At 72.3% G+C, this 13,664-nt stretch carries 6 protein-coding genes; 3 read left to right on the plus strand and 3 right to left on the minus strand.

Annotated features, from left to right (window positions below):
* Positions 1–58: 58 nt before the first annotated feature.
* Entirely contained in the window at positions 59–787 is a 729-nt protein-coding gene (locus H9Y04_RS25080) for a class I SAM-dependent methyltransferase (RefSeq protein WP_187816269.1), read from the minus strand.
* Positions 788–1,124: 337 nt separating this feature from the next.
* Here H9Y04_RS25080 and H9Y04_RS25085 point away from each other — a divergent pair, with 337 nt between their 5' ends.
* The 3 genes from H9Y04_RS25085 (at position 1,125) to H9Y04_RS25095 (ending at position 7,325) form a co-directional block, all read left to right on the plus strand.
* Positions 1,125–3,122, plus strand: a complete 1,998-nt coding sequence (locus H9Y04_RS25085; protein WP_308801090.1) for a glycosyl hydrolase family 28-related protein — start codon at positions 1,125–1,127, stop codon at positions 3,120–3,122.
* A gap of 146 nt (positions 3,123–3,268) precedes the next feature.
* Entirely contained in the window at positions 3,269–5,236 is a 1,968-nt protein-coding gene (locus tag H9Y04_RS25090) for a hypothetical protein (protein WP_187816271.1), read from the plus strand.
* A 181-nt stretch (positions 5,237–5,417) separates the two neighbouring features.
* A complete protein-coding gene (locus H9Y04_RS25095) occupies positions 5,418–7,325 on the plus strand; it encodes a S8 family peptidase (protein ID WP_187816272.1) in 1,908 nt (635 codons plus the stop codon).
* A gap of 55 nt (positions 7,326–7,380) precedes the next feature.
* Here H9Y04_RS25095 and H9Y04_RS25100 read toward each other — a convergent pair whose 3' ends face one another.
* On the minus strand, positions 7,381–9,960 hold the full coding sequence (locus H9Y04_RS25100; RefSeq protein ID WP_187816273.1) for a helix-turn-helix transcriptional regulator: 2,580 nt from the start codon (positions 9,958–9,960) through the stop codon (positions 7,381–7,383).
* A 123-nt stretch (positions 9,961–10,083) separates the two neighbouring features.
* Positions 10,084–13,560, minus strand: a complete 3,477-nt coding sequence (locus tag H9Y04_RS25105) for an indolepyruvate ferredoxin oxidoreductase family protein (RefSeq protein ID WP_187816274.1) — start codon at positions 13,558–13,560, stop codon at positions 10,084–10,086.
* Positions 13,561–13,664 lie beyond the last annotated feature (104 nt).

Below are 13,664 nucleotides of genomic sequence, written 5' to 3' on the forward strand. Positions count from 1 at the left end.
AGCCGCACAGGCTAGCGAGCGGCGCGCCGCGCCGGCGGTGCGCAGGAACGGCCGTACGTCACATCGGACGGTGGGCCACGAAGATGAATTCCCTGCCCGGGCGGTCCGCGGCGTCGCGGACCGAGTCGAGTGTGTAGTCGTGGGCAAACAGGTCGGCTTCGATTTCGGAGCGTTCGCGGAAGCGCAGGGTCGAGTCCGAGGTCAGAGTCTGACCGTCCGCGGCAAAGACGTAGGTCCAGCGGAAGGTGACCAACGGCAGGCTCACGTCGAGGAGTTCGACCCAGCTTTCGACCTCGCCCGCGCCGGGGATGTCGGTCAGGCGGTACGAGGCTTCGCGGGTCCACTCCTCCCAGGCACGCCGGGCCGGATCGCGGGTCTCGAAGACGAGGTGTCCGCCCGGCCGGAGCGTCGCATGGGCGCTGCGCAGGGTCTGCCGCCATGCCTCCGGGGCGACGATCTGCTGGGCGACGTTCGCCGTCATCGTCGCAAGGTCCGCCTGGAGCGGCGGCGCGGCGCCGGCATCGCCGTGGATCCAGCGCACCCTCTCGCCGCCCGGCTTGGACCGGGCCACGTCGAGCGAAGCCAGGGCAGGGTCGACGCCGGTGACCTCGATGCCCCGGGACGCCAGGAGGAGGGCGAACACCCCTGTCCCGCAACCGATGTCCAGCACCTGGCGCGCCCCGAACTCCGTCGCCATGCGGAGATACGTATCGAGATCGGGGCGGTCGCCGTCGAGCACGTCGTAGATCGCGGCGAGCCGCGGGTGTCCGAAGCATTCGTCAGCCATGCGCCCGACCGTACGCAGGCCTCCGCCGGCTCGGCGACTCGGTTTCGGGCCCCGAGGGCGGGGAGCGGCCGCGCAGGACAGGAGCCAGGTGATGCAAAAACCGCACTACACTCTGCAAGTTGACGGCTTAGCAGTGACATTTTGCGACCGAAGCTCTTGTCGCGCGGTCACGTCGGCCCTACTGTCACCTCACCTCACCTCACCTCACCTCACCCCGGCCGCCGCAGAGAATCGAGTCGCTCCGATGCCGCTGATCCGTCGGACCATCCGTCGCGCCCGCACCGAGAGACCGGCGCCGCCCCCGGCAGCGGCCCAAGTCCCGTGCGTCACAAGGACGGTGAGCGTTCTCGTCGTCCTCGGCCTCGCCACCGCGGGGCTCACGAGCGCCTCCACAGCGTCGGCGGGGTCCTCCCCCACCGGGCCGACTCCCGTGACCCGTGCGGGACTTGCCCCCGCGCTCACGGAAGGCCGCGGTGCGTCCGTACGGTTCCTGGAGCAGGAGGCCGAGAACGCCGTCACGGACGGGGAGCGGATCGGTCCGGACCGGACCCCCTACACGCTGCCCGCGGAGGCCTCGGGCCGCAGCGCCGTACGGCTCGAGCGCGGTGAGTACGTCGAGTTCACCCTGCCGAAGGCGGCGAACGCGATCACGGTCCGCTACAGCATTCCCGACGCCCCCGGCGGTGGTGGCATCAAGGCACCGCTCGACATCACGGTCGACGGCAAGCAGCGCCGCACCATAACCCTGACCTCGGAGTACTCCTGGCTGTACAACCAGTACCCGTTCTCCAACGACCCCGCGGCCGATCTCCTCCACCCCGACTGGTGGATCACCGAGTGCTCCTGCGTGCCGAGCGCCACCACCCCCGCGCCGGAGATCAAGAAGCCCTTCCGGCCCATGCACTTCTACGACGAGCAGCGGATGCGTCTGCCGAAGACCTACCAGGCCGGTGACAAGGTCCGCCTCACGGTCCCGGCCGACAGCAAGGCCGACTGGACGGTGATCGACCTGCTCGACTCGGAGCTGGTCGGCGCCCCGCATGTGCGGCTCAAGGCCGTCAACGTCCTGGCGCACGGCGCCGACCCCACCGGGCGCCGTGACTCGGCCCCGGCCATGGACCGGGCGATAGCCCAGGCCAGGCGCCTGGACCTGCCGGTGTACGTGCCGCCGGGGACATACCAGGTGAACCGGCACATCATCGTGGACGACGTGACGATCGAGGGCGCCGGCAACTGGTGGACCGTCTTCAAGGGCAAGCAGGTCGCACTCGACGAGCCCGCGCCCGACGGCTCCCGCCACACCGGCGTCGGCTTCTACGGGCGCGACGCAGCCGACGGGGGCAGCCGCAATGTGCACCTGTCCGGGTTCGCCATCGAGGGCGACGTACGGGAGCGGATCGACACCGACCAGGTCAACGGCGTCGGCGGCGCGCTGAGCGACTCCAGCATCACGGGCCTGCACATCCGGCACACCAAGGTCGGCCTGTGGTTCGACGGTCCCATGGACAACCTCCGCGTACGCGACAGCATCGTCGTCGACCAGATCGCGGACGCCCTCAACTTCCATACCGGCGTGACCGATTCCAGCGTCACGCACACCTTCGTGCGCAACACCGGTGACGACGGCCTGGCGATGTGGTCGGAGAAGTCGGCGAACGCGCGCAACACCTTCGCCCACAACACGGTGCAGTCCCCCGTACTGGCCAACGGCATCGCGATCTACGGCGGCACCGACACCACCGTGTCCCACAACCTCGTCGCCGACCCGGTCCGCGAGGGCAGCGCGCTGCACGCCGGATCCCGCTTCGGTGCCGAACCCTTCGCCGGGAAGCTGGAGTTCAGGAACAACACGACCGCGCGCGCCGGAACGTACGAACTCAACTGGAAGATCGGACTCGGCGCGATCTGGCTGTACGCGCTCGACCGCGACGTGGACGCGGACATCCGCGTCACCGGCGACCACTACCTCGACTCCACGTACAACGCGATCATGATGGTGAGCGAGTGGAGCGTGAAGGACAAGTACGCGATCCCCGCCGCCCACTTCAAGGACATCCGGGTCGACGGCACCGGGACCTCGGTACTCAGTGCCCGGGTGAAGGGGTCGGCGACGTTCGAGAACGTGGACGCCCGCCATGTCGGCGCCGTCGGCGTCAACAACTGCGGCGCCTTCAACTTCCCCGCCACCGGCTCGGAGTTCTCGCTCACCGACCGCGGCGGCAATGACGGCGGTACGGCCACGGGGTCCTGGCTCGCGCCCTGGATGCTGCCCAACACGATCACCTGCGACGACCGCCCGCCGGTGGTGACTCCGCCGCCGCCGGCGCCCTGGTGATCCCGCCACTCCCCCGTGAGCCCTCATCTCCGTGAGGGCTCACGGGAGTTGACGGTTGTGTGCCGCCTGTAACCAGATGCGCCGTCACTCGTTTGGCGGAGAGAAGGAACTCTCCCCTGACGAGCCTCGGAAGGCGTCACAGCCCCGTGTTCACCCTCCCCCGCCGCACCCGCCCCGTCGACCACGCGGAAGCCCACCTGGTCGATCAGTACACCCGTCTGGTGAGCCTCGCCTACCTGGTGCTGCCCGCCTCCCTGTCCCGGCACCGCCGCGTGCTGCTGGCCCACGGGATAGCGCAGCGGGCCCTGCCGCGCACCGGCAGGATCCGCGGCACGCGCCACCACGAGCGCGTGCCTCAGCAGCGCGGCGACACGGGCGGCGGGCAGTCCGTCGGCGACCAGCTGCGCGAGCGTGTGCTGCGCGCCGCGCTCGACTGCGAGCGCCGTCCCCGCGGCTGGCCGAAGCGCCTGCCTCCGCCGCGCACGGTGCTGACCTGGCTGCCGGTCGTATGGGGCCTGAGGCTGTTTCCGCGGGCGGGCGGCGCGGAGGAACTCGCGCTCGGCGCCAAGCTGGCGCACGTCCCCGCCGCCACCAGGGCCGCCTTCGTGCTGCGGCACCTGGAAGGCCTGGCCGACAGCAAGGCGGGCGCGCTCCTCGCCGCCGCGGGCGTAGCGGATCCGCGCCGTGCCCTGCGCGCATCCCACCGCCTCGACGCCACCGCGGGCGCCTCGGCCGAAACGCTCCTGCGCTCACAGGAGTTCGACGCGTGCTCGGTGCAGACCCGCCCCACCGATCTGCTGCGGCGCCGGCGGCGCTTTGGGCTCCTGTGGGCCGTCACGGCCGTCGTGGCCGTACTGGTCGTGCTGGCCACCGCACTCGGCGGCGACGACACCGAGCCGTCCGCTGCCGCCCTGCCCACCGGAGCGGCGGGCCCCGACCAGCTCGTCCGTGTGGGCGGCGACGTCTGGGCGGACACCTCGCGCGTCGATTTCACGGCCTGGCCTCCCCGTGGCGACCGGACCCGTGACGAGGAGCTCCTCACCCGCGCCCTCGCCACCTGGGCCGCGCCGCCGCAGGGCACCCGTATCGCCAAGAGCCCCGGCACCACGGCCCAAGCACCCACCGGTGCACCGCAGTTGCTGTACGCCGGAGAAGTCGACGGACAGACCGTGGCGGTGTTCCACGAGGGACAGCGCCTGGTGCGCTACAGCGAGCGGGACGGCGAGGCCGCCACGCTCGACTTCGCCCGCGCCGACGACTCCGATGTCACCACCGCGGCAGCCGTCGCGCTGACCCGCGGCGGCAACGGCACCCGCTATCTGCTGGCCCCCTGGATCGCCGAGGCGGAGCGCCGCGACCTGCTGCGCCCGGACACCCCAGCCCGTGCGCTGGAGTTCGGCAAGGACGGCATCACCGAGCCCGCCGCCGTCCCCTCCCCTGGAGGCTCCTGCGACGCCTGGCCGGTGCTCCAACTGCGCTCCTCCGACCGCATCGTCGAGAAGCACGCCTTCCTGGTCACCGATCTCGGCGGACTCACGCCCGCCCACCTCAGCTACACGCCGCTGCCCGGCCAGGGCGCCCCGGCCCGCCAGCCTCGTGAGGCCACCAGTACGAACGCCCTGACCAGCTGGGCCACCACCGCGTGCCGCCTCGACGAGTTCCGCGACGACGGCGTACGCGCCGTGAACGTATGGGACTTCGCCGAACAGGACCTGCCGGAGCGCGGCGGCCAGGCGGTGTGGTCCTGCGCCCGGGCCACCACGTGGCGCGGCCCCGGCCAGGTGCTGCTCCAGTTCAAGGCACGCTCCGCCGGTCCCGCGCCCGTGGTCGGCCGGGCCGCGCCGACGGCGGCGTGCAGCCGGTTCGGGCAGCACGTCCTGGCCACCGCGCAGTGGGTCGCGCCCTCCGGGGCGCGCTATCTGCTCGCCGCGGGCAGCAGGCAGGTCACGTCCCTCAAGGTCTCGGGCGCCGTCGACGCCACCGTCCAGGGCCGCACGCTCGCGCGGCGGATCGACTCCGCAGAGGTCCGGCCGAAGGTCCGCGCACGGCTCGCGAACGGCTCCACGCTCAAGCCCGTGGCCGGGACCGGCAACATCGAGCGGGCGGACGGATAGGTGGTGCACGTCGTGCGGCGCCGGATACGGGTACGCCGTGCGCCGCCGGATACGGGTACGCCGTGCGGCGCCGGATAGGGGTACGCAACCCGCTGATTGCGTACCCCTACTAAATACGGACCCGGATTGCCGCGGCCCGCAGGGGACTTCGAGGGTGGGGGCCACTCGGAGAGGAGTCCCCATGAGCATGACAGGAACGTTCCGGCGAAGAGCGGCTGCCGTCGCCACCGTGGCACTGGCAGCCGGCCTTCTCACCACCCAGGCACCGGCCCAGGCCGCCGCGCCTGCGGCGGGGAAGCTGCGCGACCTCGGCACGGCAGAGGTGGTGCCCGACCGCTACTTCGTGGTCCTCAAGGACAGCGCCGCGCGCCAGTCGGGCGGCGTGCCCGCCCAGGCGCAAGGACTGGCGAAGAAGTACGACGGCAAGGTCAAGTACACATACACCAGCGCCCTCAAGGGCTTCTCGGTCACCATGAACGAGCGGCGTGCCGAGCGGCTCGCCGCCGACCCGGACGTGGCATACGTCGAGCCGGTGGGGTACGCGCACGCCGTGGGGGAACAGCCCAGCCCGCCGTCCTGGGGCCTGGACCGCGTCGACCAGCCCGATCTGCCGCTGAACCAGAAGTACGGCTACCCGGACCAGGCCGGTGAGGGGGTCATCGCGTACGTCCTGGACAGCGGCACCCGCCTCAGCCACCAGGACTTCAGCGGACGCATCACCTCGGGACCCGACTTCATCGACAACGACTCCAACGCCTCCGACTGCAACGGGCACGGCACCCATGTCGCGGGCACGGTCGCGGGCACCAAGTACGGCGTGGCGAAGAAGGCGAAGGTCGTGCCCGTGCGGGTCCTCGACTGCCAGGGCAGCGGCGCCTGGGACGTCATCGTCAAGGGCATCGACTGGGTGACGCAGAACGGCACCAAGCCCGCCGTGGTCAACATGAGCCTGGGCGGCGAAGGCACCCAGTCCACGGCGGAGAACGCGGTGAAGAACTCCATCGCGGCCGGCTTCCCGTACGCCATCGCTGCAGGCAACAACGGGCGCGACGCCTGCGGATTCAGCCCCGCCCGCACCCCCGAGGCCATCACCGTCGGCAACAGCAACGACCAGGACGCCCGCTGGACGGGCAGCCCCGCACCGAGCAACTACGGCTCCTGCCTGGACATCTGGGCACCGGGCAGGAACATCACCTCGGCCGCGAACTCGGGTGACACCGGATCCACCACCATGACCGGCACCTCTATGGCATCCCCGCATGTCGCGGGCGCCGCGGCCCTGTACCTAGGCGCCAACCCGGACGCCACACCGCGGCAGGTGCGTGACGCGCTCGTGAACAACGCCGGCAACAAGATCACCAACCCGGGTACGGGGTCGCCCACCGGGCTGCTGTACACCGGATTCATCGGCGGCGGCGAACCGCCCGTCGAGGACGACTTCTCCCTCGCCGCCGAGCCGACGGCCGGCGCCGTCGACCCGGGCCAGTCCGCCACCACCACCCTGTCCACCGAGGTGACCAAGGGCGCGGCGCAGAGCATCGACCTGTCCGCCGCCGGGCTGCCCTCGGGAGCCACGGCCACGTTCGAACCCGCCACGGTCACCGCGGGCGACTCCGCCGCGCTGACCATCGCCACCACCGCGAGTACCCCGGCGGGCAGCTACCCGGTGACGGTCAAGGGCACCGGCACACAGGCCGAGCACTCCGTGACGTACACCCTCACCGTCAACGGTGACGACCCGGGCCCGGGCCGCACGTTCTCCGTGAGCGACTTCCGGATGATCCCGGACGCGGGCACGGTCACCTCGTCGCTGACCTCCAGCGCGAGCGGCAACGCGCTCAACCCGGTCTCCGTGACCGTGGACATCTCGCACCCGTGCGCCGAGGACGTGGCCCTGACGCTGGTGGCGCCCAACGGCAACGAGTACCGGATCAAGCAGGCTTCGTACGGCAGTTGCACCTGGTACTCCGGCGGCACGTACACCGTCTCCGGGGTGTCCTCGGCGGCGGCCGGCACCTGGCAGCTCAAGGTCTCCGACGCCTACGCCCAGGACGTCGGCTGGCTGAACGGCTGGAGCATCACCCTGTGAGACGTCCCGCGTCCCGCATCTGAACGCGGGCCCTCCCCGCGGGAGCCCTCCGCCCTCATCGCGTCCATGCGGTGAGGGCGGAGGGCAGTTCCGTACGGGAGGTCAGGGAGAGTTTCCGCAGGGCCTTGGCGATGTGCTGCTCGACCGTGCGGGGCGACAGGATCAGCTCGGCCGCGATCTCGGCGTTGGTGCGGCCCTCCGAGGCGAGCAGGGCCACCTCCCGCTCGCGCGGCGAGAGTGCGGATCCGTACGCCGGCCGTCCGCGGCGCGGCGGCGCCGGACGGTCCAGACCGTGGCGCCGCAGGACCGCGCCGCACCGTGCCGCGTCCGCGACGGCACCGAGCGCGGCGAACTGCCGCTCGGCGGCCACCAGTTGATCGGGGGTCTGGTGGGCGTCGAGCGCGCTGCGTCCGGCCCGTTCCAGGGCGAGCGCCGCGTCGTAGGGCTGCGGGACGGACGCGTAGCGCTCCGCGGCCTGCGTGAAACCGCTGCGGGCCTGCCCGGCGCGGCCGGCGAAGTGGGCGAGCAGCGCACGGCACTGGGCGTGCGCGGCGGCGGCGAGCGGTGCGTCGCGGTCCGCGATGCCCTCGGCGAACTCGGCAACTGCCCGCTCCGCGGCGCCCTGTTCGCCGGTGCGGCACAGCAACTCGACGTAGGACGGCACCAGTTCGGCACCCCATACCCAGACGGCTTTGGTCCGCAGGCGCCGCCACGCCGCTTCACCGGTACGGAGCGCCTGGGCCTCCTCGTCACGGTCGAGCAGACCCCGCAGCAGCACTCCCCCGGCCGCGGTGACCACGGGTGCGGCTCCGTTGTCGGGGGCGCTCAGGCCCGCTGCGCGCAGCTGCCGGTGCGCGGTGCTCCAGTCGCCGTGCGCCAGGGCCAACTGGCCTGCCACCAGGTGGGCCTCGGGCCGCGCGGGCGAGAGCGGATTGCGGGCGGCCAGTGCCTTGGCCCGGCTCTCCAGGTCCGACCAGTTGCCCCGTCCCCAGTCGATGCGCAGGGTGGTGCCCTTGGTGAGGTCCGCGTTGAACTCGGCGCCCACTCGCGACGCCAGCTGCAGGGCATGGCGGATGAACCGGTCGGCGCGGTCGTAGTGCCCCAGCCAGGCGACACCGTCGGCCGCGTTGCACAGGCCGCGCAGCACCTCGATGCGGTGTTCGCCGCCGAGCGCGTGCGCGGCGGCCAGTTCACGGGTCAGCGCCCACACCGCGGGATCGCCGGTCTCGGCCGTGAGGGAGACCCGGCCGGCCAGCGCCATCAGCTTGAGCGCGGGGTCCCCCGACCGGTCGGCGGCGGCCTGCGCCCGCGCGAGCCAGCGTTCGTTCTCCGTCACCGCGACGCCGGTGAGGAACGGCATGGCCAGGGCTACCATCGCGCGCACGGCCGGTTCGGGGCGGCCGCTCAGCTCGTCGACGGCGTGCGCCAGTTCGGCCAGCCCCTGCTGCGGGCTCCCGCCCTGGTTGACGATCAGCAGCGCCAGGTCGCGGCGGAGCTCCCCTCTGATGCCCAGGGGCAGCTGCTCGCTGTTGATGAGCCGTTCGAGCAGGGCCTGGGTGGTGTCGTCGAGTCCGGACAGATGTCCCGCGACCTGGGCGAGCTTGCGGGCCAGGCGTACCTCGACGGCCTGCGGCAGCCCTTCGGTGGCCAGCGCCTCCCGCAGCAGCTCGGCGGCCGACTGCGGGTCGGGGGTGCGCTGTTGTACGGCCCGGTCGGCGGCGGCTTCCGCCGTGCGCAGCCACGCCTTGGTGCTGCCCGCTGCACGATGGTGCCGGGCGACGCGGGCCAGCGGGACCGGCCGGGGCAGCCGTGCCAGCGCCTCGGCGGCCCGTCCGTGCAGCCGGCGGCGTACCGGTCCCGGCAGCCGGTCGAGCACCGCGCGGGCGGCGAGCGGCGGGTGGCAGCGGTAGGCGGCCTGCGCGGATTCGGCGAGCAGGCCACGGGCGAGTGCGGTAAGGAGAGCGTCCTGGGCGCGGGCGGCGGGCAGCCCGGCGACGGCGGCAAGGACCTTCTCGTCCGCGGCCTCGTCCAGTACGGCGGCCGCGTGCACCACGGCCAGGGCGTCCGCGTCGAGACGCGCGCAGCGGTCGAGGGTGAGCTGGGCGAGGCGGGGCGGAGCGCCGGGTGTCGCGGGGGCGGCCAGCAGGTCCGCCAGTACGTGGGGCAGTCCCGCGCTCGCCTCGTGCAGTGCCCGTGCCTGCTCGTCCGGGAGCTGCGACCAGCCGGCGACGTCGGCGGCGGTGAGCGGGGCGAGCTCGATCTGGGTGCGGGAGACGGTGTGCGCCTGGCTGCCGGCCATGCCGAGGGGAAGTCCTGGGGTCGGCAGGTCCTCGGGTCGGTACAGGAGCAACAGCCGCATCCCGGAGGGTGGTTCGGCCAGCGCGTCCCGCAGGAGGCTCAGCGTCGCGGCGTCCGCCCACTGCACGTCCTCGACGACCACCGGCTCCGGCCCTGCGAGCAGTTCGCCGTCCACCGGTCCGGCGCCGCAGCGCACCACGCGCGCTTGTGGCACGGCCGCGGCCACGAGGGCGCTCTTGCCGACGCCCGCCTCTCCGGCGACGTAGACGACGCATGGCGCCTGGGCCTGCGCCGCTCGGAGCGCGGCGAGTTCCCGCGCCCGGCCGATCAGCGCCACGCGACCACCCCCTGGTTGAGCGTGTGCACGACGAAGATGCACGGCAGGTGATGATCGCGCAAGAAGGAGGCGGCGAGGAACCCCTGTCGCACCGGCCCCCGTCCTGTGCCTGCCCGGCTGGCTCTACCGCGCCAGCTCGTCCAGTGCCTGCCGCGCCCGCGTGCGGTACTCCTCGACCCGGGCCATCTTGATGTGCTCGTATCCCTTGATGGTCTGCGGCAGTTCGGCAAGGCGTACGACGTCGTCGGCGTTGTCGGGAGTGAGCCGCTCCAAAGCCTCCCGTATCAGTTGCTGGTACTGCGTGACCAGGGCACGCTCCGTGCGCCGGACCTCGGTGCGGGCGAAGGGGTCGAGCGGGGTGCCCCGCAGGCGGCGCGCGGCCTTCAGGAGACGAAAGGCGGGTTCGCCGGTGCGGCGCAGGCGGATCTTGCGGTCGATGCCGAGGGCGCGTAGCACGGGCGGGTGCAGCAGGACCGAGATCTGCGCGTCGGGTCCGAACTCGGCGCGGATACGGGCCTGTTCGGTGGGGTCGAGGTGCAGGCGGGCCACCTCGTATTCGTCCTTGTACGCCATCAGGTGATGCAGGGAGCCGGCGAAGGCGTGCGCGATCCGGCGCCCGTCCTGCTCCCCCGCACGTGCGGTGGCACGGGCGGTCACGGCCCGCACCGCGCGGTGGTAGCGCTCGGCGTAGGCGCTGTCCTGGTACTCGGTGAGGTCCCGCACCCGCACGGCGACCGCTTCCTCCAACGTGCTGCTGCGCGCGAGGGCCGGGGCCGCCTCGCCCTCGCCCGCCTGAGAGTCGACAGGCCTCGCCTGTGAGTCGACGGGCACCGCCTGAGGGTCGAGCGCCAAGGCGCGCCCCCAGCGGAACGCGGCGAGGTTCTTCGCCACGGACGCGCCGTTGAATTCGACGGCCCGTTCCACCGCCCGCGCGCTGACCGGCAGACATCCGTGCTGGTACGCGGCGCCGAGCAGCATCATGTTGGCGGGCATGTGGTCGCCGAAGAGCCGCTCCGACAGGCCTTGGGCGTCCAGCGCGAGCGGTGCCCCGTCACGGGTCACGGAGGCGATCCTGACCAGCGCGTCCTGCGGACTGCCGGGCACAGCGACCTGTCGGGTGATCATTGCGGCGGTCGGCACCAGCGCCGAGTTCACGACGGCAATCGTCCGCTCGGGTGCGCAGGTCGCCAAGGTGGCGTCGGCGGCCGCGCCGAGCAGGTCGAAGCCGATGAGAACGTCAACACCACCCTTCGAAGCGCGTACGGAGCCGGTGACGGGGTTCTTGCCGATACGGATGTCGCTGACGACGGGCCCGCCCTTCTGCGCGAGTCCGGTCTGGTCGAGTCCGGCCGCGTGCAGCCCGTCGAGATGGGCGGCCATCTGCAGGATCTGGGAGACGGTGACGACGCCGGTGCCGCCGATACCAGGCATCCGCAGGACGACTTCACGGCCGCCGAACCGGTCCAGCGGTTCGGGCAACCCGGTGGGCGGTACGGGCAGCCGGGACGGTTGCTTCGCGCCGGATTCCCCTCGCGGGCTCCGGCCGGGCTCCACCAGCAGGAAGGAGGGGCAGTCGCCCTTCAGGCAGCTCAGGTCGGAGTTGCAGGAGGGCTGGTGGATACGGGTCTTGCTGCCGAACTCGGTCTCGACGGGCTGCACCGACAGACAGGTGGACTGCTCGGCGCAGTCGCCGCAGCCTTCGCAGACCCGCTCGTTGACGACCACCTTGGTGGCAGGGGCGGGCAGCAGTCCGCGCTTGCGCATCCGGCGTTCCTCGGCCGCGCACCGGTCGTCGTGGATGAGCACGGTGACCCCGTCGACGGCGGACAACTCCTCTTCCACTGACGCCAGTTCGTCGCGGTGGCGCACGCTCGCCCGCGGGTCGAGCCGGACTCCGCGGTAGGCGCGTGGCTCGTCCGTGGTGATCACGATGCGGCGGACGCCTTCAAGGGCGAGGAAACGGGTGAGCGCCGGGATGTCCAGGGCGCCCTCGACGTCCTGTCCGCCGGTCATGGCGACGGCCTTGTTGTAGAGCAGCTTGTACGTCATGGTCACTCCGGCGGCCACGGCGGCGCGGACGGCGAGGGACCCGGAGTGGTGGAAGGTGCCGTCGCCGAGGTTCTGGACGAAGTGCCGGTCGTCGGTGAACGGCGCGAGGCCGAACCACTGCGCTCCTTCGCCGCCCATCTGTGTCAGGCCGACCAGGTTGCCGCGCAGGCCGCTGCCGTCGAGCGCCACCATGGCGTGGCAGCCGATGCCCACGCCGACGAGCGTGTCCTCGGTGGTGCGGGTGGAGCGGTTGTGCGGGCAGCCGGAGCAGAAGAACGGGGTACGGGCGGCGACCAGCGGCAGCAGTCCCGGTGCGGCGGGCCGCGGCTTCGGTGCGGGCCCGGCCGTGGCGTGCGGCAGGTGTTCGGCGCCGATGAGTCCGGTCAGGGCCCTGCTGACGTCCTCGGCCTTCACGGTGCCGCGCACCGGCAGCAGGGTGCGGCCCGCCGCGTCCCGGCGGCCGAGGACGACAGGGGCGCCCGTCCTTCCGTACAGGAGCTGCTTGATCTGGCCTTCGAGGAAGTCGCTCTTGTCCTCCACGACCAGCAACGTCTCGAGCCCCTCGGTCAGTTCGGCGAGGTGTTCGCCGTCCAGGGGGAACGGCATGCCCAGGGCGATGAGGCGTATCCCGAGCCGCTCGATCGCCGCCTCGTCGATGCCGAGGTCGCTCAGTGCCCTGCGGACCACGGCGAACGACGCGCCGGCAGCGACCACACCGAGGCTTGCCTGCCGGGGGGAGGTGACGATCCGGTTGAGGTGGTGCTCGCGCGCGTAGTTCCGGGCGACGGACAGGCGTCGGGTGAGGAGATCTTCTTCCGCGTCGAGTGCGGCCGGGCCGACCAGGACCGGCGTCGCGGGCTGGGTGCGGCGCTGCGGAACAGGGATGCCGTGGCCCAGTTCGTCGAGGTCGACGGTGGCCGAAGAGTCCGCGACGTCCGCCACGATCTTCAGGGCCGTCCACAGGCCCGCCGCCCGCGACAGAGCGACCGCGTGCAGTCCGTATGCGATGACCTCGCGCACCGAACCGGGGGCGAACAGCGGCAGCCCGAGGCTCTGGCACATCACCTCGCAACTGCTCGGCAGCGTCGAGGACTTGCAGTCCGGATCGTCGCCGATCCAGGCGACCGCGCCGCCCAGCGGAGCGGTCCCGGCGGTCGTGGCGTGCCGGATCGCGTCGGCCGCCCGGTCGAAGCCCGGGTTCTTGCCGTACCAGAACCCGGTGACGCCCTCGTGGCGTCCGCCCGGCAGCCTCCCGAGGAGCTGGGTGCCGCCGACCGCGGTGGCGGCGAGCTCCTCGTTCAGGCCCGCCCGGAAGACGACACCGGCCTCGTCGAGGAACCGGGCCGCGCGCCCCATCTCCAGATCCACGCCGCCCAGCGGGGAGCCCTGGTACCCGGACACGAACACCCGCGTGTCCAGGCCCCGTTCATGGTCCAGCCTGCGCTGCTCGAGGGTGAGGCGCACCAGGGCCTGCACCCCGGACATCAAGGCACGGCCTTCGCCGGCCGTGTACTTGGCGTCGAGGGACGGGACTCGGGCGGGTGCACTCACGGGTTCCTCCACGGCGGCGGACGTGCGGGAAGCGGGAACTCCCCCAGCACACAACCCGCTTCCCCGGCACGCAAGACCTCCTCGTGCTCTCCCGCACAAGACGC

Origin of the sequence: Streptomyces polyasparticus (assembly GCF_014493765.1) — a bacterium.
Classification (GTDB): domain Bacteria; phylum Actinomycetota; class Actinomycetes; order Streptomycetales; family Streptomycetaceae; genus Streptomyces; species Streptomyces polyasparticus.